This is a genomic window from Sulfitobacter aquimarinus, assembly GCF_040149565.1.
GTDB classification, from domain to species: Bacteria; Pseudomonadota; Alphaproteobacteria; order Rhodobacterales; family Rhodobacteraceae; genus Sulfitobacter; species Sulfitobacter aquimarinus.
In genome coordinates, this window is the sequence record NZ_JBEFLO010000004.1 from 101385 (window position 1) to 121296 (window position 19912).

19 protein-coding genes are annotated in these 19912 nt (G+C 59.7%); 7 read left to right on the forward strand and 12 right to left on the reverse strand.

All coding sequences use genetic code 11. The features are described from left to right. The first annotated feature begins 21 nt into the window (after window positions 1-21). Both ABMC88_RS09910 and ABMC88_RS09915 read left to right on the forward strand, forming a co-directional pair. On the forward strand, window positions 22-285 hold the full coding sequence (locus ABMC88_RS09910; protein ID WP_349576718.1) for an acyl carrier protein: 264 nt from the start codon (window positions 22-24) through the stop codon (window positions 283-285). Next, window positions 282-1490: a beta-ketoacyl-[acyl-carrier-protein] synthase family protein gene (locus ABMC88_RS09915; RefSeq protein ID WP_349576719.1), complete on the forward strand. Its 1209-nt coding sequence runs from the start codon at window positions 282-284 to the stop codon at window positions 1488-1490. The genes ABMC88_RS09910 and ABMC88_RS09915 overlap by 4 nt, the downstream gene beginning before the upstream one ends. Before the next feature lie 81 nt (window positions 1491-1571). Here the strand turns inward: ABMC88_RS09915 and ABMC88_RS09920 are convergent, their stop codons facing one another. Then, complete coding sequence (locus tag ABMC88_RS09920; RefSeq protein ID WP_349576720.1) at window positions 1572-2201, reverse strand: invasion associated locus B family protein; 630 nt, start codon at window positions 2199-2201, stop codon at window positions 1572-1574. Window positions 2202-2648: 447 nt separating this feature from the next. Here ABMC88_RS09920 and ABMC88_RS09925 point away from each other — a divergent pair, with 447 nt between their 5' ends. After that, window positions 2649-4241, forward strand: a complete 1593-nt coding sequence (locus ABMC88_RS09925) for a helicase HerA-like domain-containing protein (RefSeq protein WP_349576721.1) — start codon at window positions 2649-2651, stop codon at window positions 4239-4241. Between the two features lie 102 nt (window positions 4242-4343). On the opposite strand, the gene ABMC88_RS09930 is transcribed toward ABMC88_RS09925, so the two are convergent. The 9 genes from ABMC88_RS09930 to ABMC88_RS09970 all read right to left on the reverse strand — a co-directional run bounded on the left by ABMC88_RS09930 (window position 4344) and on the right by ABMC88_RS09970 (window position 12884). Beyond that, the gene (locus ABMC88_RS09930) at window positions 4344-5681 is read right to left on the reverse strand and encodes a branched-chain amino acid ABC transporter permease (protein ID WP_349576722.1); all 1338 of its coding nucleotides are present in this window, start codon (window positions 5679-5681) and stop codon (window positions 4344-4346) included. Continuing rightward, window positions 5678-6691 (reverse strand): branched-chain amino acid ABC transporter permease, encoded by a 1014-nt coding sequence (locus tag ABMC88_RS09935; RefSeq protein ID WP_349576723.1) that lies wholly within the window; start codon window positions 6689-6691, stop codon window positions 5678-5680. Before ABMC88_RS09935 ends, ABMC88_RS09930 begins: the two co-directional genes overlap by 4 nt. Next, window positions 6691-7083, reverse strand: coding sequence for a hypothetical protein (locus ABMC88_RS09940; protein WP_349576724.1), 393 nt, complete (start codon window positions 7081-7083; stop codon window positions 6691-6693). The genes ABMC88_RS09935 and ABMC88_RS09940 overlap by 1 nt, the downstream gene beginning before the upstream one ends. A gap of 5 nt (window positions 7084-7088) precedes the next feature. Continuing rightward, window positions 7089-7907: an ABC transporter ATP-binding protein gene (locus tag ABMC88_RS09945; RefSeq protein WP_349576725.1), complete on the reverse strand. Its 819-nt coding sequence runs from the start codon at window positions 7905-7907 to the stop codon at window positions 7089-7091. Next, on the reverse strand, window positions 7904-8539 hold the full coding sequence (locus ABMC88_RS09950) for a hypothetical protein (RefSeq protein ID WP_349576726.1): 636 nt from the start codon (window positions 8537-8539) through the stop codon (window positions 7904-7906). The genes ABMC88_RS09945 and ABMC88_RS09950 overlap by 4 nt, the downstream gene beginning before the upstream one ends. Beyond that, window positions 8536-9318 (reverse strand): ABC transporter ATP-binding protein, encoded by a 783-nt coding sequence (locus tag ABMC88_RS09955; protein ID WP_349576727.1) that lies wholly within the window; start codon window positions 9316-9318, stop codon window positions 8536-8538. Before ABMC88_RS09955 ends, ABMC88_RS09950 begins: the two co-directional genes overlap by 4 nt. Before the next feature lie 119 nt (window positions 9319-9437). Then, the gene (locus ABMC88_RS09960) at window positions 9438-10628 is read right to left on the reverse strand and encodes an ABC transporter substrate-binding protein (RefSeq protein WP_349576728.1); all 1191 of its coding nucleotides are present in this window, start codon (window positions 10626-10628) and stop codon (window positions 9438-9440) included. Between the two features lie 151 nt (window positions 10629-10779). Continuing rightward, window positions 10780-11868, reverse strand: a complete 1089-nt coding sequence (locus ABMC88_RS09965; RefSeq protein WP_349576729.1) for a hypothetical protein — start codon at window positions 11866-11868, stop codon at window positions 10780-10782. An 11-nt stretch (window positions 11869-11879) separates the two neighbouring features. Beyond that, window positions 11880-12884: a GlxA family transcriptional regulator gene (locus tag ABMC88_RS09970; RefSeq protein ID WP_349576730.1), complete on the reverse strand. Its 1005-nt coding sequence runs from the start codon at window positions 12882-12884 to the stop codon at window positions 11880-11882. A 182-nt stretch (window positions 12885-13066) separates the two neighbouring features. Between ABMC88_RS09970 and ABMC88_RS09975 the strand changes: the two genes are divergently transcribed. Continuing rightward, window positions 13067-14437, forward strand: a complete 1371-nt coding sequence (locus tag ABMC88_RS09975) for a class II 3-deoxy-7-phosphoheptulonate synthase (protein WP_349576731.1) — start codon at window positions 13067-13069, stop codon at window positions 14435-14437. Between the two features lie 96 nt (window positions 14438-14533). Here ABMC88_RS09975 and ABMC88_RS09980 read toward each other — a convergent pair whose 3' ends face one another. After that, window positions 14534-15187, reverse strand: a complete 654-nt coding sequence (locus tag ABMC88_RS09980; protein ID WP_349576732.1) for a PAS domain-containing protein — start codon at window positions 15185-15187, stop codon at window positions 14534-14536. Window positions 15188-15495: 308 nt separating this feature from the next. Here ABMC88_RS09980 and ABMC88_RS09985 point away from each other — a divergent pair, with 308 nt between their 5' ends. Genes ABMC88_RS09985 through ABMC88_RS09995 form a run of 3 tightly spaced genes read left to right on the forward strand, consistent with a single transcriptional unit; the run spans window position 15496 to window position 17555 of the window. Beyond that, window positions 15496-16389, forward strand: a complete 894-nt coding sequence (locus ABMC88_RS09985) for a YicC/YloC family endoribonuclease (RefSeq protein WP_349576733.1) — start codon at window positions 15496-15498, stop codon at window positions 16387-16389. A 3-nt stretch (window positions 16390-16392) separates the two neighbouring features. Further along, window positions 16393-17034, forward strand: coding sequence for a guanylate kinase (gmk, locus tag ABMC88_RS09990; RefSeq protein ID WP_349576735.1), 642 nt, complete (start codon window positions 16393-16395; stop codon window positions 17032-17034). Then, a complete protein-coding gene (locus ABMC88_RS09995) occupies window positions 17034-17555 on the forward strand; it encodes a gamma carbonic anhydrase family protein (RefSeq protein ID WP_349576736.1) in 522 nt (173 codons plus the stop codon). The genes gmk and ABMC88_RS09995 overlap by 1 nt, the downstream gene beginning before the upstream one ends. A 163-nt stretch (window positions 17556-17718) precedes the next feature. On the opposite strand, the gene ABMC88_RS10000 is transcribed toward ABMC88_RS09995, so the two are convergent. After that, window positions 17719-19908, reverse strand: a complete 2190-nt coding sequence (locus ABMC88_RS10000) for a dehydrogenase E1 component subunit alpha/beta (protein WP_349576737.1) — start codon at window positions 19906-19908, stop codon at window positions 17719-17721. Between the last annotated feature and the right edge of the window lie 4 nt (window positions 19909-19912).

A 19912-nucleotide genomic window follows, 5' to 3' on the forward strand; every position in this document is an offset into this window, starting at 1 on the left:
CCGCCAAAGGAACCCCGAGACATGAGCGTTAAAGAGCAGGTCATCGCCATCATCGCCGAGCAAGCTTTGCTTGAACCTGCGGATGTAAAACTCGACGATACGCCGCAGACCCTCGGCATTGACAGCCTCGGCCTGGTCGAGAGCATCTTTGCCATCGAGGAAGCCTTTGACATCACAGTGCCGTTCAACGCCAACGACCCGTCCTCGTCCGACTTTGACATCAGCACCGTCGCCACGATCATCGACGGGATCGAGCGGCTGCGCAAGGATGCCGCCACCACATGAAACGGGTGGTGATCACGGGGGCGGGCACGGTCAACCCGCTGGGCCATTCGGTGGCCGCGACCCAAACCGCCATGCGCGAAGGCACCAGTGGGATCCGCCCGCTCGACATCCGCGATGTCGCGCGGTTGCAGATCACGATCGGCGGACAGGTGCGCGGCTTTGCCCCCCAAGACATATTCACCCGTCAGGAACTGACCCTCTATGACCGTTTCACCCAGCTGACCCTTGTGGCCGCGTCCGAGGCGGTGGCCCAGTCGGGCCTGACCTTTGACGGTGATCTGGCAGCGCGTTGCGGTGTGGTGCTGGGCACTGGTGGTGGCGGGTTGAACACCACCGACGATAACTACCGCTCGGTTTATGCAGAGGGGAAGAACCGCGTCCACCCCTTTGTCGTGCCGCGCCTGATGAACAACGCCGCCGCCGCGCATGTGAGCATGGCGCATAACCTCCAAGGTCCGTCCTTTACCGTCTCGACGGCCTGCGCCTCGTCCAATCACGCGATGGCGCAGGCCTTTGCGCTGGTACGTTCAGGAATGGCGCCTGCAATGGTAACGGGCGGATCGGAATCCATGCTGTGCTTTGGCGGGATCAAAGCGTGGGAAGGGCTTCGCGTGATGTCCAAAGACGCCTGCCGCCCGTTCTGCGCCACCCGCAATGGCATGGTACAGGGCGAGGGGGCGGGCATCTTTGTCTTTGAGGAATACGAGCACGCCCGCGCCCGCGGGGCTGACATCCTGTGCGAAGTAGCTGGCTGCGCCATGACCTCGGACGCGTCAGACATTGTCATGCCCTCGCAAGACGGCGCTGCCCGCGCCATGAAGGGCGCTTTGCGTGATGCAGGCGTTGCGGCTGACGATGTCGGTTATATCAACGCGCATGGCACAGGCACGGCGGCCAACGACAAAACCGAATGCGCCGCGATCCACGAGGTCTTTGGCGCGCAGGCGGAGCGGTTGATGGTCAGCTCAACCAAATCCATGCACGGGCATCTGATCGGTGGCACCGGCGCGGTCGAGCTGCTGGCCTGTATCATGGCGCTGCGGGACGGGGTGGTTGCCCCCACAATCAACCACACCACACCCGACCCCGACTGCGCATTGGATGTTGTTCCCAACACCGCCCGCGATGCGAAAGTCGATGTCGCACTCAGCAACGCGTTTGCCTTTGGTGGCATGAACGCCGTGATCGCCCTGCGCAGGCTTTAGGCGGCGACCGAACCGAGCTTTGACCACAAAAAAGCCGCCCCCGATAAAGGGAGCGGCCTTCGAACACCAACTGCCTGGTGATTACTGTTTGATAACAGACACTTTGTCATAAGAGGCGGTGAACCCTTCGAGGGACAGGGTCAGATCGACTTTTTGATCCGGTGCAAGGGCTGGATAAATCGTGAAGGTCGCTTTGTTCCCGCGTTTGAACGCCGTCACGTCCTGCGCCACAAGGCCCAGACGCACATAGCAGCCGACAGGGTTACAGAAAGCGAACGGATAGCGGCGGGCCTTGCCGCCATCAATCGAAATGGTCAGCTGCTGGTTCAGCGATGTCTCAAGCGGCACGATCACAGTCGCACCCGCCACGGCCTTGCCGCCACCGGGCAGACGGAACAGCGACACTTCGGCGACGGGTGCGCCTTCGCCATCTTCCATCAGCTGGTACATCTGGCATGTCTCGTCATTGCTTTCCTCACGGATGCAACGCATTTCCCATGCGCCGATCGTCTCGCGCGTGTAGGGCTGGCCGACAACAACAGCGTCCTGCGCCTCTTCGCCAAGGCTCAGCTGATCTGAAACCGTGGCGTCATCGGTTTCTTCGGTGGTGGTGGTGACAACAGTCTCGGTTGTGGATTGGGCAAATACGGCCGTCGGAGCCAGCAGCGCCAAAGCAGCGCAAAACGGGAAAATCTTGGTGAAATGGGTCATGTGAAGTCCGTCGCTTGTTTTCAGTTAACTTCGTCTACCACCCCCCACAGCGGATGTCAGGGGGATCATGCGGGTGAAACGCCCCGAACTAGCGCTTTTTTGCTGATCGGGTCACACGCCCCAACGCATAAAAAAAGAGAGCACAAAGTGCTCTCTTTTCCTTATTTCGTACTCCCTGTCGGACTGTGCCGACTTATTGCCGTCACGTTATGCAAGCCCGATCAAAGGGTCAACCAGAAATACAAATTTCTTTTTACCTCAACACCCTGTCTTGCGAAAAAAAAGGCCGTACCCGAAGGCACGGCAAGTCTGACAGGGAGGAAGTGTCGGGGCCATCAAGGACATATCAGGCCCCGACAAATTCACTATGGCGCATAAAGGTTAAGTAAGTATGCTTGGCCAGAGCGGTTTTTACCGCGCCTGATTTCACCCAAGGAGACTGTGATTGTGAGTTCTGATCTATTTATCGGCGGCGGCGGGCCGGACTATGGCACGCAGCAATATTTGTCGCTGAAATACGCGAACCGGCATGGATTGGTCGCGGGGGCCACAGGCACAGGTAAGACGGTCACGCTCCAGATCATGGCCGAAGGCTTTGCCAATGCGGGCGTGCCGGTGTTCCTGTCAGACGTCAAAGGCGACCTGAGCGGGCTGGCCGTTGCAGGCGACCCCGCCCATAAACTGCACACGCCCTTCATGGAACGCGCCGACAAGATCGGGTTTGCTGGCTTCAAATATGAAGCATTCCCCGTCACGTTCTGGGATCTGTTCGGCGAACAGGGACACCCCGTCCGCACCACGATCTCTGAAATGGGGCCGCTGTTGCTGGGCCAGCTTCTGGGCCTGACCGAAGCGCAGGAAGGCATCCTCAACATCGCCTTCCGTGTGGCGGATGAAGACGGCATGCCGCTGCTGGACCTCAAAGACCTGCAAGCGCTGCTGGTCTGGATCGGTGAGAACGCAAAGGATCTGTCGCTGCGTTACGGCAACGTCTCCAGCTCCTCCATCGGGGCCATCCAGCGCCGCCTTCTGGTGCTTGAAAATCAGGGCGGCGCCAAGCTCTTTGGCGAGCCGGCGCTCGCGCTCTCGGACCTGATGCGCACCGATGCAGACGGGCGCGGCATGATCAATATCCTCGCCTCCGACCAGCTGATGGGCGCGCCGAAACTCTATGCCACCTTCCTGCTGTGGCTGCTGTCCGAGCTTTTCGAAGAACTTCCCGAAGTGGGCGATGCCGACAAACCCAAACTGGTCTTCTTCTTTGATGAGGCGCACCTTTTGTTCGACGACGCGCCCAAAGCACTGGTCGACAAGGTCGAACAGGTCGCCCGCCTGATCCGCTCCAAAGGCGTGGGCGTCTACTTCATTACCCAAAACCCCGCCGACGTTCCCGAAGACATCTTGGGCCAGCTTGGCAACCGCGTGCAACACGCCCTGCGCGCCTTTACGGCCAAGGACCAGAAAGAACTGCGCATGGCCGCGCAAACCTACCGTGACAACCCCGCCTTCAGCACCGAAGAAGCGATCCGCGAAGTCGGCGTGGGCGAGGCCGTGACCTCCATGCTGCAACCCAAAGGCGTCCCCGGCGTGGTCGAACGCACGCTGATCCGCCCGCCGTCCTCGCAACTCGGCCCTATCACGAACGCCGAGCGTGCCACAATGATGGCCGCCTCCGACATGGCCGGCAAATACGACACCACCCTGGACCGCGAGAGCGCCTTCGAGATGCTGCGCGGCCGCGCTGAAAAAGCCGCAGCCGAGGCAGAAGCCGCAGAGGCAGCGCTCGAAAAAGCCGAAGAAGAGGCAAAAGCCGCCAAGAAAGCCGCCTCGGAAACCCCCAGCCTGCGCGAGTTCAAAAAGGCCCGCCGCTACGCCGGAAAAGCGACCGAGTCCGCCACCCGCCGCACCACGTCCCGCCGCAGCCCCGTCGGCGACGGCATCGGCGGCGCCATTGCGAATGTGGTCATCAAAGAACTCAAAGGTACCACAGGCCGCCGCATCGTCCGCGGCATCCTGGGCGGTCTCTTCAAAGGACGCTAAACCAACAAGGCGCGCGCAAGTCTCACAACCCGCGCGCGCCCTATTTCTTTATTTTGCCCTTAAACTCAATCCCGCAGGACCCTCAAATGATCCCGCCCGAGTTTACTTCTCCGGTATCAACCCACGCGGGCTGAACCGCAGCACGACAATCATGATAATCCCCATGGTCATCAACCGCATCTGCGCCGCACTCTCGATCAGATGCGCCCGCAGCCAGTTGTCCTCGGCCATGCCAGAGGTGACAAGGTCCATCAAAAACAGGCCCATCGGCTCCACCTGAACCCACAAGAACCAGATCAGGAACCCGCCCAGAATAGCGCCCAGATTACTGCCCGACCCTCCGACAATTACCATGACCCAGATCAGGAAGGTGAACCGCAGCGGCTGGTAGGTGCCGGGCGTCAGCTGGCTGTCCAGCGTGGTCATCATCGCCCCTGCAATCCCGCAGACAGCCGAGCCCAGAATGAACACCTGCAAATGCCGCGCTGTGACGTCTTTGCCCATGGCTTCGGCCGCGACTTCATTGTCGCGGATCGCCCGCAGCATCCGACCCCAAGGGGAGTTCAGCGCACGCTGGCTCAGCCAGAAAATCAACCCCAGCACCAGCGCAAACAGAACTGCATAAAGCAGCTTCACCCAAAGCGTTGAGCCTTCGACGGGATCAAACCCCAATGACGCAGCGCGCTCGACAAATGCTGCCGAGGCCTGCAAATCCGTCTCGTAGGGAACAGGCCGCGGAATGCCGACCACGTTCTTGACGCCCCGCGTCAGCCAGTCTTCGTTCTTCAGCACAGCGATAATAATCTCGGCAATTCCCAGCGTCGCAATCGCCAGATAGTCCGAGCGTAGCCCAAGCGCCACTTTCCCGATAAGCCACGCAGCCCCCGCCGCGAACAACCCGCCCACAGGCCATGCCAGCAGCATGATCAGGCCATTGTCGCGGTAGGTTTCTTCCGAGCCGGGGTTGATCCCGCCAAGGTATCCTGTGGAAGCGGGGTTAATGTCTTCAATCAGTTCGACACTCGGATCCAGAAACCCGCGAAAGACAAAAAAGCCAAAAATCAAAATGGCCGTCACCGCAAGGCTTCGACCGCGCCCGGCGGGCAGGCGGGTATAAGCCATCACCGCGCCAATGACCGTCGCAGCCCCCAGCAACAGGGCCAGCACAACGCCCGTGCCGCCTGCCGAAAAGGCCCCCGGCGTGGCGGGCATCCCAACCAGCACCGCCGCCAAACCGCCAAGGGCAACAAACCCCATAACGCCCACGTTAAACAGCCCCGCAAATCCCCATTGCAGGTTCACCCCCAAAGCCATCACAGCCGAGATCAGCCCCATATTCAGGATGAACATCGCGTTGTTCCACCCTTGGATAAAGCCCGACCCGATGATCAGCCCAAAGACCACTGCAAACAGCAGCGTATTTTTCGTTGTATCGGTCATGTTGTAGATTGCCCTTTAAACAGGCCCGTAGGCTTGAACAGCAGCACGATAAGCAAGATTACAAAGCTCACCGCGAATTTATAATCGGTGGACAACAGCTGCACGAGGCCAGATGGCTCCAGCGGTTCGGGCATCAGATAGACCAACACCTTTTTCCACGCATAGGTGATTGTCACCTCGGAAAACGCGATGACAAAGCCCCCCGCGATCGCACCCAACGGGCTGCCAATGCCGCCCACCACAGCCGAAGCAAAGATCGGCAGCAAGAGCTGGAAGTAGGTGAAGGGCTTGAACGATTTATCCAAACCATAAAGCGTCCCTGCGATGGTCGCGAGGGCCGCGACGATGATCCATGTCATCATCACCACCCGCTCGGGGTTGATGCCCGACAGCAGGGCGAGGTCTTCGTTATCCGAATAGGCGCGCATGGATTTACCCGCCCGCGTGCGGTTCAGGAACCAGAACAACAGCGCTACAACAACAATCGCCGTGATCACGGTAATCGCTTGCGTGGTGCGGATGCCCAAGCCTTCGTCCAGCCCCGTCAACGTCTTGAAATCCCGCGCCGAAATGATGAACCGCGGCCCGTCCGAAAACCGCTGGTCATCCGGCCCGATGATGAACCGCACAATGCCGTTCATCACAAACATCACGCCCATCGACACGATCACGAGGATCACCGGCTTTGCCTTCTGCTCGCGGTAGAACTTGTACACGGTCCGGTCCGTTATCAGCACCAGCGCGATACACCCCAAGATGCCAAAGGGCAGGGCGAGCAGGGCGGTGGGCAGGGGCCCAAAGCTGATGCCTGCCGATTGCAGCCCCCAAGTCACCAGAATGGTGACCATCGTGCCAAAGGCCATCGTATCGCCATGGGCAAAATTCGAGAACCGCAAGATGCCGTACACCAGCGTCACGCCCAAAGCGCCAATAGCAAGCTGGCTGCCGTAGGCAATCCCGGGGATCAGCACATAATTCGCCAAAGCGACGATTGCGTTTAGAAAATCCATTAGTTGGTTCCCTTACAAGTACCATAATAGCTGAGCATCATCGGAATCGATACGTCCATGACGACATAGCGGGCATCCCCTGTTGCATCGGCCATTAAACGTCCAAACTGTCGACCGTCATTTTCCGCCCACATTGCAAAAAGGATGTCGGGCCGTTGGCGCACAAAAACAGTTCTGGTTGCGGCATCATCGCTCCAACTGGCAGATGCATCCATACCGTCTTGAGCGACAGCAAAGGGCTTGTGCGTAATCGTGATATCATAGCCGGTCTCGGCACAGGATTCTGTTTCGATGCATTCGGTTTTGAAGGAACACAGAATCTGCTGATCTGCGACGGCTTGGCCAGCGGTCCAGAGCAGCAGCGCTGCCCAGATTGAAGAAAGAGATTTCATGTCCCTCAGCCCCCCAAAAACGATTTGCGCACTTCCGGATCGGCAAGCAATTCCTTGCCCGTCCCCGTATAGGCATTGCGCCCTTGCACCAGAACATAGCCTTTGTCAGCAATCTCAAGCGCTTGGCGTGCGTTCTGCTCCACCATCAAGATCGGAATACCCGTGCGCGCCACTTCGATAATACGGTCAAACAGCTCGTCCATCACAATGGGCGACACACCCGCCGTCGGCTCATCCAGCATCAGAACCTTGGGCTGCGTCATCAACGCACGCCCCACAGCCACCTGCTGGCGCTGCCCGCCAGACAGCTCACCCGCCGCCTGATTGCGCTTGTCCTTGAGGATCGGAAACAGGTCATAAATCTGCGCGATGGTATCACGATAATCATCGCGGCGGATGAACGCGCCCATCTCCAGATTTTCCTCAACCGTCATCGAGGTGAAGATGTTCGAGGTCTGCGGCACAAATCCCATGCCCTTGCTCACCCGCGCCTGCGGGCTAAGGCCCGTGATGTCCTCACCGTCCAGCTTGACGTGCCCCGAGCGTACATCAAGCATCCCGAACACCGCCTTCATCGCCGTCGATTTGCCAGCCCCGTTCGGCCCCACAATCACAGCGATTTCGCCCTTGTCTACGGCAATGGTACAGCCATGCAAGATGTCAGGCCCCTTGCCATAACCGCCCGTCATCGTATCCCCGATCAGGAACGGGCCACCTGCGGACGCGAACGCCTTCCCGCTGCCCTTGGGCATCACAGACCCTTGGCCTTTTGCATTTCCAACAGAGAGGTCTTTGTTGCCGCGATCACTATATGCATCTGTCATTGGGCCACCTTCGTCTCGTCTAGGAACTCTTGATGAATACCTTTGTGGTAGTCGGTCAAATTCGGGTCCAATTCATATGTGATCAACTGTAGCGACCGTTTTGGCCCCACAAACAGAGAGTTCAGGAACACCAGCGGCACACCGTTTACTTTGACCGAATAGGCGATCGTCTCGTAGGTCATGCCATTGGATTCGGAGGTGAAGCTGTCGCTGACAGTGACATTTTCGGGCAGAACACCCGCGCCATTTGCTGCGTTTTGGATCGCAACCTTGCGCAATGCTTCGATCGAGATACCCACATCGCTGCCAACCCCTTCGGAGACGACAAGGCCAAACAACACTTCGGTGCGCATAAATGCGGCTGCGATCTGAGGGTTCGGGGGGGCAACGACCCGCCAGACTTTGCGATTGCCGCAAAAGGTCACATCCCCCGCGATAACGCTGCAATCGCTATTCGCATCCTGCGACTGCACAAACCGCCACGAGTTATTGTCGAGCAATTCAACCTTCTGGCCATCCACGATGGTTGTGGCAACAACCTGCTGCGCCACGGCACTGTGCGGTGCGCTCAGCCAAAGTGCCGCCAGCAGAGCGGGCAGGCCGGCGCGTTGCATAAATGAGTGTTTTATCATGCGCCTACCTGTTCTTTGTTCTTCAGACCCGTGCCCAGATAGGCCTCGATCACCTGTTCGTTTGCCTTGATCTCGGGCAGGGTGCCCGTGGCCAGCACGCGGCCCTCGGCCATGCAGATCACCGGATCGCACAAGCGGCCGATAAAATCCATGTCATGCTCGATCACAACAAAAGTATAGCCGCGCTCCTCGTTCAGGCGCAGGATCGCGTCGCCGATGGTATTGAGCAGGGTGCGGTTCACGCCCGCGCCGACCTCGTCCAAGAAGACAATCTTGGCGTCCACCATCATCGTGCGGCCCAGCTCCAACAGCTTTTTCTGCCCGCCGCTGATCTGGCCCGCTTTTTGATCGGCCAGATGCTCAACCGTGAGGAACTCCAGCACCTCGTCGGCCTTGGCACGCAGGGCGCGTTCTTCATTGGCGATGCGCTTGCGGCCAAACCACGTGTTCCACAGCGTCTCACCCGATTGGCCACCCGGCACCATCATCAGGTTCTCGCGGCAGGTCATCGAATGGAACTCATGCGCGATCTGGAAAGTGCGCAGCAGCCCCTTGTGAAACAGCGTATGCGGCGGCAGGCCGGTGATGTCTTCCCCCGCCATGGTCACGCGTCCCGACGTTGGTTGAAGAACGCCCGCGATCACGTTGAAAAGAGTTGTCTTTCCCGCGCCATTGGGTCCGATCAATCCGGTGATTGATCCTTCCTCGATGGTCAGGCTGGCGCCGTCGACGGCATGAAATCCGCCGAAATGTTTGTGCAAATCGTCAACGACGATCATAAATCTGTCCCCCGTGTGCGTCGGTCGCCTCTGCGTGCGAACCCGAGCCGCTTGTAAAAACAGCCCGAAGGGTTTCACCTTCGGGCTGTCCCGTTTCTTCTCCCCCGAAGGGGCGTGGCTTACTTGAAGCCGACCGTTTCGTTTTTGCCGTCTTTGACTTCAATCAGACGGTATGTGCCCGCAGATTCGCCAGGTCCGATCAGCTCAACCGCGGAAGCACCGACATAGTCGACGTCGCCGCCGCTTTTGATGATTTCCAGAGCCTTGCCCAGTTCACCAGGATAGATTTTTTCGCCGGGCGCGTTGGCCACATCCATGATGTGCTTGCTGTACTCGGCCGCATCGGTCGAGTTGGCGGCTTGCATCGCCAGCATAAACAGCGCTGCCGCGTCATAGCTTTCGGGCGTGTAGGGCGATGTTGCGTCAAACGCGTCACCGGCCATTGCCGTCAGCTTTTCAATGCCTTCGCCGCCCGAACCTGCAATCTGGCCGTATGAGCCGTTAAGGTCAGGACCTACATTTGTCGGCAGGCTGTCACCGATCATGCCACCCGGCAGACCGAATGTATCCCACGCACCTGCATCAAGCGCCGCGTTGATGATGCCCAGACCGCCCTGGTCCAGATAACCCGCAACAACCAGCAGATCACCGCCAGCAGACGCCAGTGCGCCCACTTCGGCAGAATAGTCGGCTTTGCCGTCTTCGTGTGCGGCAACCATGGTCACTTCACCACCAGCCGCTTTGAAGTTGCTTTCAATCGCGTCAGCCAGACCCTTACCATAGTCGTTGTTGGTATAGGTCAGCGCGATGGATTTAACGCCACGGTCCATCAGGACCTCTGCCATAACCTGACCTTCGCGTGCATCCGACGGGGCGGTGCGGAAGAACAGGCCGTTGTCTTCGACAGTCGACAGGCCAGGGGATGTGGCGGAGGGTGAGATCATCACCATACCGTTCGGAATCGCCACGTTTTGCAGGATCGCACCCGTCACACCCGAGCAATCGCCGCCGATCAGACCGTGGATGCCGTCTGCGATCAGGCGTTCCGCGTTGGAGGTGGACAGGCCGTTGTCGATGCAGCCTGTGTCGGCGCGCATGGGGATCACTTTCGCGGAATCGAGCAGCATACCGCTGTCTGTGACTTCTTTCATCGCCAGTTCGGCGCCAGAGGCCATGGGGCCTGTCAGCGATTCAATCGGGCCGGTAAAGCCGATGAGAACGCCCAGTTTAACTTCTTTTGCGTGGCCGCCCGCGATTGCGCTGGTAGCGACAAGTGCTGCAGCCGTTGTGGCCATAAGCATCTTTTTCATGTTAATCTCCCTTGTTGGAACGTAATGTTCCCGAAGTAGCCTAAGCATGGTCCAGCAAAAAGAGAAGCGGATTTTTGCAGGCCGATCGGCTTATTTTTAGCGGCTTAGAGGGCCGAACGACCACAGCAACCCGTCGCCCGAACAGCGGGTGTTAGGGTGCCCTAGCGTCAAATAGGGTGACATCAAACATGCGCGGTTTGGCCAAAGGTGCAGACAGGACGTCGCGCTGCTGTCGCGGTGCATTTAGCACATCGCGCCAAATGGTGTTTTCGGGCGGGGCGGCAGCAGTCTGCAGCGCACCGGCCCAAAGCGCCGCGTCCCGCAAGGGATCCACCCCCGCCATCAATCCGGATACATCCACTGCGTTACAAGCGGCCCGTTGATCAGGCGCGCACTGCACCTCAAAAGCGATCTGCGCGGCTGTGACACCCGTCAAAAGGACAAGCCCCTCTGCGGATTGGTAGGGCATATATTCACCGTTCAGCCCCTCAACGAGGGTCGGCGTGAAGCGGGTGACGTGCATCTGCACGCCAACGACACCTTTTTGGTGCAGATCGGCGGCGGTATCGCGGGCGCGTTGAATAAGCAGGGTCAAGGGGGTCGGATGTGCCTCGTCGACACGCTCCCAAACCACGGGCAATACGAGGGTTCGGTGATAGGCATATGGCGTGGGCCAGAAATCAACCGCATCGCGCAGCAACAACGGATCGGGCGTGGCATCAAATCCGCGCAGCGCGGCGTGTGTCATCGTCATCTCCGTGCGACGGGCAGGGACAGAGCGGGCGATCAGGTCGGACACATCCAAGCGGTGCCGCCCGCAGGTCGAGCGGCCCAGAAACCCCGCCCGCTGTCGGTCAGGTTCTACCGCGCGGACCATTTTAGCGGGCAGGCCCGTGCCTCCGCATCGACGCGGGCCAACACCAAAGGCTTTGGACAGGGCAGGCTCCAACGGGCCCTTCACGGCAAAATGCCCCTCCGCCGCGTCAGACACAGGCAACAAGAACCAGCCCGTCCGGCCGTCACGCCCCTTGTACCACGCATCATAGGTCAGGATGCCCGTAACGGGGCCATGTTCGGCCAAGGCCAACAGCTCGGCGATGGAACGCCGGGGCAGATCATCATCAACCGCATGTGGGCGCAATCCATAGAGGGTGGGCGTTGCAAAAAACACCATCCCCGCAAGGCACAATCCCAACAAAAGCGCCAACAGAACAAGCCCCGCCTGCGTCACCCGCCGCATGGCGCGCGCCTTCAAATCGACAGGCGTGCCGCGTGGCTGCCCCGTTCGCGGTAGGGCGTGGTGTCGTAATGCGCGCGGTAGCATTTCGAGAAATGCGAGGGCGAGGCAAAGCCACAGGCGAGGGCCACGTTGATCACGCTCATATCCGTCTGCATCAGCAGGTTGCGCGCTTTTTGCAGGCGCAGCTCCATATAATAGCGCTTGGGCGAGCGGTTGAGGTAGCGGCGGAACAGCCGCTCAAGCTGGCGGGTGGACATACCGACATCTTGCGCAAGGATCGAGGGGCTGATCGGCTCTTCGATATTGGCCTCCATGATCTGGATCACAGACGACAGTTTCGGGTGCCGCACGCCGATGCGCGTCGGCACCGACAGCCGCTGCGTGTCCTGATCCGTTCGGATCGAGCTATAGATAAGCTGGTCGGCGACGGCATTGGCCAGATCCTCACCCTGATCATCCGCAATGATCTTGAGCATCAGATCAATCGAGGACGTACCGCCCGCCGTGGTCATGCGGTTGTTATCGACGACAAAGACGGACTTTGTAAGCGTCACCTCGTCAAATTCCTCGCCAAAGCTGTCCTGATTTTCCCAATGGATCGTCGCACGCTTGCCGTCCAGCAGCCCCGCCTTGGCCAGACTATACGCGCCCGTGCAAAGCCCGCCGATGACCAGCCCCTTGCGGGCCTCGCGGCGCAGCCATGACAGCACCTTCTTTGTGGTCGCCGATTGCACGTCGATGCCCGAACACACCAGTACCGTATCATCGCGCCCCATATCGCCCAGATCAGCATCCAGCTGGAATATGGTGCCAGCGGAACAGGCCATATGCTCTCCGCCCTCGCCAACCAGTGTCCATTCATACAGGTCACGCCCCGCCATTCGGTTGGCGATCCGCAGGCTTTCCACCGCCGTGGAAAAGCACAAAAGGCTGAAATTATTGAGCAACACAAACACGAAACGGCGCGGCTTATCAGGATTTTGCGGGATGCGTTGAGCAGGCGGGGTTGTTACCATTTCGCGGACTTTCACAAACATGCAGTATCAATACCAAGTGACGCACTAGGACATGAGGACAAAAGCCGCGTCAAGCGCACAAATGGGTTATGGTCAGCGCGGCTTTGGTTTTGTATAGATAGCATCTTAACCACCGTTTGCGCCAACATTTTGCGCAATCGACAAAGACCGGAGCCTACACAATGACCACCTGGACCAAATCAAGCTGGCGCGCAGCCCCTCGGATCCAAATGCCTGACTATCCTGATCAGGCCGCTTTGAACGCTGTCGAGGCGCAGTTGGCCCGTTATCCATTGTTGGTCTTTGCAGGTGAGGCACGCCGCTTGCGCAAGCACCTGGCCGCCGCAGGCCGTGGTGAAGCGTTCCTGCTGCAAGGCGGCGATTGCGCCGAAAGCTTCGAGCAGTTCAGCAGCGATATGATCCGCGACACCTTCAAAGTGATGTTGCAGATGGCCGTGGTGCTGACCTACGGCGCCAAAGTGCCCGTGATCAAAGTGGGCCGCATGGCCGGCCAATTCGCCAAGCCACGCAGCGCCAATACCGAAACCATCGACGGGGTCGAGCTGCCCAGCTACCGTGGTGACATCATCAACGATCTGGCCTTCACGCCTGAGGCCCGTATCCCCAACCCCGACAACATGATGCGTGCCTACACGCAAGCGGCTGCAACGCTGAACCTGCTGCGCGCATTCTCGACGGGTGGTTATGCCGATGTGCATAAGGTGCACGGCTGGACGCTGGGCTTCACCGATGGTGAAAGGGCCGCCAAATACCGCGAGATTGCCGAGCGGATTTCAGACACGCTTGATTTCATGTCGGCCGCCGGCGTCAACTCGGACACGGCGCACACGCTGCAATCGGTTGAATTCTACACCAGCCACGAATCCCTGCTGCTGGAATATGAAGAAGCGCTGTGCCGCCAAGAGGCCGAGACGGGTAAATGGCTGGCGGGCTCTGGCCACATGATCTGGATCGGCGACCGCACGCGCCAGCCCGACGGTGCCCATGTCGAATTCGCCTCTGGTGTGCAAAACCCCATCGGCCTCAAATGTGGGCCCACGATGGAAGTGGATGATCTGAAAAAGCTGATGGCCAAGCTGAACCCCGACAACGAAGAAGGTCGCCTGACGCTGATTGCACGTTTCGGCGCGGGCGCTGTGGGCGACCACCTGCCGCGCCTTATTCAGGCGGTAAAGGAAGAGGGCGCCAATGTCGTCTGGACCTGTGACGCCATGCACGGCAACACGATCAAATCCTCCTCGGGCTATAAAACACGACCCTTTGAAAGCGTGCTGCGCGAAGTGCGCGAATTCTTTAGCGTCCATGCAGCCGAAGGCACCGTACCCGGTGGCGTGCATTTCGAGATGACTGGCGCAGATGTCACCGAATGCACAGGCGGTGTGCGTGCCGTCACCGACGAGGACCTGTCCAGCCGCTATCACACGGCGTGCGATCCGCGCCTGAACGCCAGCCAGTCGCTGGAGCTTGCCTTCCTTGTGGCAGAAGAGCTGTCGGCGCGGCGCACCCAAACGGCGGTTTCTGCGGCGGGATAATTCCGCCCGCAGGCGACGCTACAAACATAAAAGGCAGGGCCATCGCGCCCTGCCTTTTTTCATGTCATCACTGCCAATCGACAGGCCGCCGCCAGATCAGTCGTCAGATTTCACCAAACGCAGATAGGGCGGGTATTTTACGTTTTCCGACGGTCCCGCAGGTCCTTCAAACCCGCTTTGCGGTTCGGCAAAACCTGTGGGCGCGGGCTTTGACGTATCGTCGGCGGGGGCAGGGGCCACGCCATCGCCGATGCGGTTCATCTCAACGCTGCGCAGATCAAAGCGGCGCGGGATGGTGCCAATATCGCCCACGGCAACAAAACACCCCAGAATACGGCTCACGTCACCCAGATCGCTTTTCAGCGGCAGAAGGATCATGCGCGCTTCCAGCGCGGGCTGGCCCAGACTGGCGGTTGAAAACATATTGATCTCGGCCGTGGCGGGGGTCTGGAATACTTCCTCCAGAAGGCCGGCAACACGGGTGCGGGTTTCATGTTCGAAGAAAGAGGTCAGCGGCATACCGCGTGCTTCCATGCCCATCAAATCGTGCAGATGAGTGCCCGCAATACGCAACCGCGCCACACCAGGCGCCACACGTTCAAGGATAAAGGCATACTCAAGCGCGCTCTCGATACCGCGCGGATCAATGTCCGCCCGCTTGGGCATTTCGCGACCTTCACGCAGGGCATCCCAATAGGCTTCGACAAGCGATATGGGGGCGTATCCGCTATGAGGCTGAAAATCAGACATAGAAACGACATTTTGCGGCGTTTTTACTGAGTTGTCCATGAAAGGTCTCGCAATATTGAAGATAAGGGGTAAAACGGGCGATTTTCCGCATAATGCAGCGACAGTTTCGCTACTCTGCTGGGTTGCGCATTCTGCGCTGTGCCGTCTTCTGTCACGTTTATAACAAAGTTTGCCTCAAGTTGGTCATATTTGAGTCATATAGGTTAATAGGCCACCCCGACTGTCTCCCTTACATAGGGCGAGAGGGCTTGCAGATCATGGGGAAAAGCCCGTAGTTCACCCTCAGTAATGATGATAAGGTATTAAGCATGATCCGCTCTATGACAGGTTTCGCCGCGCGCTCGGGCGCATTGCCGCCCCACAGTTGGGGGTGGGAGTTGCGGGCCGTGAATGGCAAAGGGCTGGACCTGCGCATTCGTGTCCCGGACTGGATACCGGGGCTGGAGGCGGGGCTGCGCACCGGTTTGGGGGCAGGGATCGCACGCGGCAACGTCACCCTTGGCCTGCGGGTTGTGCGCGACGATGCATCGGGTGGCGGATTGGCCGTGAATGCAACGCAGCTGGCTACCGTGCTGGACGCATTAGGCCAGATCGAGACGGCAGCGATGGATGCGGGCGTCTCGCTTGCGCCGTCAAAGGCGACCGACATCGTTACCATGCGCGGCGTGCTGGAACAAGCGGTGATCGAGGACGACAATGACGCGCTGGCCAAAACCTTGTTGGCTGAATTCGCAGGGGTTCTGGCAGATTTTAACGCCATGCGCACCACCGAGGGTGCGGCGCTTGACGCCGTGATGCGCGAACAGCTGGCCCAGATCGCAACCCTCACCGAAGAGGCCGCCACTTTGGCCGAAGCCCGCAGCGCGCAAGCCGCCGAGACACTAAAGCGCAATTTGGCGCGGGTCATGGACAACGTCGATGACATCGCCCCCGACCGCATCGCGGCCGAGCTGGCGTTGATCGCGGTCAAAGCCGACATTACGGAAGAGATCGACCGCCTGCGCGTGCATGTCGCCGCCGCCCGCGATCTGCTGGATGCGAACGGCCCCATCGGGCGCAAGCTGGATTTCCTGATGCAAGAGTTCAACCGCGAGGCCAACACCCTGTGCAGCAAAGCCCAGAACAGCGAACTGACCCGCGTGGGGCTGGAGATGAAAGCCGTGATCGACCAATTGCGCGAACAAGTACAGAATGTGGAGTAAGTCATGACCGACCGCCGCGGCCTATTAATTATCCTTTCCTCGCCCTCGGGCGCGGGTAAATCCACGCTGGCCAAACGGTTGATGGTGTGGGACGACACGCTGTCGTTCTCGGTCTCGGCCACCACCCGCCCGCCCCGCACGGGCGAGGTGGACGGCACCGACTATATGTTCACCACCGAAGAGACATTCCGCAAATGGGTCGGCGATGGCGAGATGCTGGAGCACGCCCACGTCTTTGGCAACTTCTACGGCTCGCCCAAAGGGCCGGTGGAAAAGGCGATCAACGCGGGCCGCGATGTGCTGTTCGACATCGACTGGCAGGGCGCGCAGCAAATCCGCAACTCGCCGCTGGGTCTGTATACTTTGTCGATCTTCATCCTGCCGCCCTCGATTTCCGAGCTGCACCGCCGTCTGGTCAGCCGTGGCCAGGACGACGAGACAACAATCGCCAAACGCATGCAGAAAAGCTGGGACGAGATCAGCCATTGGGACGGCTACGACTATGTAATCGTCAACGACGATCTGGATGCCACCGAAGACAAGCTCAAGACCATCATCGCCGCAGAGCGGCTCAAACGCACACAGCAACCCCAGCTGAGCGATATTGCCCGCCGTTTGCAGGCCCAATTCGAGGATTTGAAATAATGCCCCTATATGCTTTGGCCGACATCCGCCCTGACGTAGACGCAACCGCATGGGTTGCCCCAGACGCCAATGTAATCGGCAATGTGCGGCTGGCGGCGAAATCCTCGGTCTGGTTTGGTTGTACCCTTCGCGGCGATAATGAGTTGATTTCCGTAGGGGAGGGATCCAACGTGCAGGAAAATTGTGTGTTTCATACCGACCCCGGTTGCCCGCTGACCATTGGCGTGAATTGCACCATCGGTCACAAGGTCATGCTGCACGGCTGCACCATCGGCGATAACTCTTTGATCGGGATGGGGGCCACGGTGCTGAACGGCGCTGTAATCGGCAAGAACTGTCTGATCGGGGCAGGGGCGTTGATTACGGAAAACAAGGTGATCCCCGATGGCTCCCTTGTCATGGGGGCGCCGGGCAAAGTGGTGCGCGAAATGGACGCTGCCGCGATCAAGGGTCTGACCCTGAGCGCCGAGCATTACCAGCAAAACGCCGCCCGCTTTGCCACCGATCTAGCGGCGCTCTGATCGGGGCCGCGCGAGGCTGATCCGTGTGGGTCAGGTGGTGCGTGCAGATGAGGGCAAATACTCTCCTGTGCGAACCGTAAGCGGGATGGGCCTTGGGTGAGTGATTTGCACCACCTGAATCTGTGGTGGGTTCGGGATTGAGTTTAAGGGCAAAATAAAGAAGTTAAGCGTTGTGTTTTACCAGCGATTGGGCCGCATCTACGATGGCGTTGACTGACGGAAGCGTGGCGGCGTAGGCGGGACCTGTGGCGATAAAGCTGTCTTGGGCGGCGAGGCGGGCGGTGCCTGTGCGGTTGGCCTCGGTGAAGAGGGCCATGAGCGCTTCGGATTGGCTGCCCGTGGTGCGGCATTCATCGACGATGAGGATGTTTTTGCAGTCTTTTGTGGCCGCCAGCAGCGCGTCTTTCGGCAGCGGCGCAAGCCAGCGCATGTCGATGACGCGGGTTTTGATACCTTGGTCTTGCAGTTGTTTGGCCGCTTTGGTCGAGAGGTAATAGCCGTTGGCGTAGCTGACGATGGCAAGGTCGGTGCCGTCGCCCTGGACATTGATTTCATCCAGAGCGATGCGGCGGTCCGGTGTCGGATAGGTGTGCATCCACGCGCCGTCGCCGTCCTCAAGCAGGTCGCGCATGGGGTAGAGGGCGATGGGCTCGATAAAGGCGACGATGCGCTGTTCTTCACGCGCGAGGCGTACGGATTCGCGCAGCATCATCGCGGCGTCCGCACCATTGGACGGGCAGGCGATGATCAGGCCGGGGATGTCACGCAGCACGGCCAGCGAGTTGTCGTTATGGAAATGCCCGCCAAAGCCTTTTTGATAGCCCAGCCCCGCAATGCGCAACACCATCGGGTTGGTATATTGGCCGTCCGAGAAGAAGCTGAGGGTGGCTGCCTCGCCGCGCAGCTGGTCTTCGGCGTTGTGCAGATAGGCGAGGAACTGGATTTCGGGAACGGGGACAAACCCGTTGTGGGCCATTCCGATGGCAAGGCCGAGGATGGACTGTTCGTCCAGCAGCGTGTCGATCACGCGGTCGGGGCCAAAGCGCGATTGCAGCTTTTGCGTGACACCGTAGACGCCGCCTTTGCGGCCCACATCTTCGCCCGCGACGATCACCTCTGGGTGGGCCAGCATCAGATCGGTCAGCGCCCAGCCGATGAGGCGGTTCATAGGTTGGGGTTGAGTGTGCTGTTTCGCGTCAGAGCCGAAGGTCTGATCGCGCAGTGCGGCGCTGGGGCCGTTAGTGGGGGCGCAGCTTCGGGCTGGCGGGATGAGGCTGTGCAGAACCTCATCCGCGGTGGTGAGGGTCGGCTCTTGCATGATGTCGGCGGACATGGCCGCGCAGTCAGCGCCGATACGTTCATATATTTCAATTGATTGCGCGGGTGTCTTGATGCCAGCGTCGCGCAGGATACGGGCAGAGTGCAGCAGCGGGTCGTTCGCCTCTGCCGCTTCGATCGTGGCTTTGTCGCGGTAGGTCGCCTCAACGTCCGATCCAGCGTGGCCATAGAGCCGCACGGTAGTGATGTGCAAAAACGCGGGCTTGCGGGTCTGGCGCACATAGGCGGCAGCCTCGGCGCTGATGCGCAGGGTTTCGGCCATATCAACGCCGTTGCAGGCAAAATACCGCAGTCCTGGACGGTTGGCAAAATTCGCCGCAACCCAGCCGCGTGGGGTCGGCGTCGAGATGCCGATGCCGTTGTCTTCGCAGACAAACAGAAGGGGCAGAGGCGCGGATTGGAAGCTGGTCCAGCAGGCCGTGTTGATCGCCCCTTGTGCGGTGGAATGGTTCGACGAGGCGTCGCCAAAGCTGCACATCACGATGCTGTCGTGGGGCAGGTGGGCGTGCTCGGGCGTGCTGCGCCGCGCAAGGCCAAGGCTATAGGCGGCGCCCACCGCTTTGGGCAGGTGGCTGGCGATGGTTGATGTCTGCGGCGGGATGTTGAGCGCCTTTGACCCCAGCACCTTGTGTCGCCCGCCCGAGATAGGATCAGCCGAAGCCGCCCGAAAGCTGAGCAGCATATCGCGCATCGGGGTTTGCTCGGGTACTTGGGTGCTGCGCTGGATCTGAAACGCGGCATCGCGGTAGTGCAAGAAGGCCATGTCGGTCGGCCGCAACGCCTGAGCCACGGCCGCCATGCCTTCGTGACCCGAAGAACCGATGGTATAGAACCCTTTACCCTGCGCCTGCATCACGCGGCTGGTGCGGTCCAACTGACGGCTGAGCACCTGCGAATGGAAGACCTGCTCGAGCGTGGCGGCATCCAAGGACGGATCGGGGGCGGCCCCCTCTGGCAGATCATCCTGCGCCAGTTTGCGCAGAAAATTCTCGTGTACGATGGCGACGCGGTCCATGGGG

Excerpts from the sequence above, each read along its gene's own strand:
- ABMC88_RS09945 (WP_349576725.1), bottom strand. The coding sequence starts at position 7,907 with ATGACAGATGCATATAGTGATCGCGGCAACAAAGACCTCTCTGTTGGA.
- gmk (WP_349576735.1), top strand. The coding sequence starts at position 16,393 with ATGACCGACCGCCGCGGCCTATTAATTATCCTTTCCTCGCCCTCGGGC.
- ABMC88_RS09915 (WP_349576719.1), top strand. The coding sequence starts at position 282 with ATGAAACGGGTGGTGATCACGGGGGCGGGCACGGTCAACCCGCTGGGC.
- ABMC88_RS09910 (WP_349576718.1), top strand. The coding sequence starts at position 22 with ATGAGCGTTAAAGAGCAGGTCATCGCCATCATCGCCGAGCAAGCTTTG.
- ABMC88_RS09950 (WP_349576726.1), bottom strand. The coding sequence starts at position 8,539 with ATGATAAAACACTCATTTATGCAACGCGCCGGCCTGCCCGCTCTGCTG.
- ABMC88_RS09980 (WP_349576732.1), bottom strand. The coding sequence starts at position 15,187 with ATGTCTGATTTTCAGCCTCATAGCGGATACGCCCCCATATCGCTTGTC.
- ABMC88_RS09995 (WP_349576736.1), top strand. The coding sequence starts at position 17,034 with ATGCCCCTATATGCTTTGGCCGACATCCGCCCTGACGTAGACGCAACC.
- ABMC88_RS09975 (WP_349576731.1), top strand. The coding sequence starts at position 13,067 with ATGACCACCTGGACCAAATCAAGCTGGCGCGCAGCCCCTCGGATCCAA.
- ABMC88_RS09970 (WP_349576730.1), bottom strand. The coding sequence starts at position 12,884 with ATGGTAACAACCCCGCCTGCTCAACGCATCCCGCAAAATCCTGATAAG.
- ABMC88_RS09920 (WP_349576720.1), bottom strand. The coding sequence starts at position 2,201 with ATGACCCATTTCACCAAGATTTTCCCGTTTTGCGCTGCTTTGGCGCTG.
- ABMC88_RS10000 (WP_349576737.1), bottom strand. The coding sequence starts at position 19,908 with ATGGACCGCGTCGCCATCGTACACGAGAATTTTCTGCGCAAACTGGCG.
- ABMC88_RS09930 (WP_349576722.1), bottom strand. The coding sequence starts at position 5,681 with ATGACCGATACAACGAAAAATACGCTGCTGTTTGCAGTGGTCTTTGGG.
- ABMC88_RS09960 (WP_349576728.1), bottom strand. The coding sequence starts at position 10,628 with ATGAAAAAGATGCTTATGGCCACAACGGCTGCAGCACTTGTCGCTACC.
- ABMC88_RS09965 (WP_349576729.1), bottom strand. The coding sequence starts at position 11,868 with ATGCGGCGGGTGACGCAGGCGGGGCTTGTTCTGTTGGCGCTTTTGTTG.
- ABMC88_RS09985 (WP_349576733.1), top strand. The coding sequence starts at position 15,496 with ATGATCCGCTCTATGACAGGTTTCGCCGCGCGCTCGGGCGCATTGCCG.
- ABMC88_RS09955 (WP_349576727.1), bottom strand. The coding sequence starts at position 9,318 with ATGATCGTCGTTGACGATTTGCACAAACATTTCGGCGGATTTCATGCC.
- ABMC88_RS09940 (WP_349576724.1), bottom strand. The coding sequence starts at position 7,083 with ATGAAATCTCTTTCTTCAATCTGGGCAGCGCTGCTGCTCTGGACCGCT.
- ABMC88_RS09935 (WP_349576723.1), bottom strand. The coding sequence starts at position 6,691 with ATGGATTTTCTAAACGCAATCGTCGCTTTGGCGAATTATGTGCTGATC.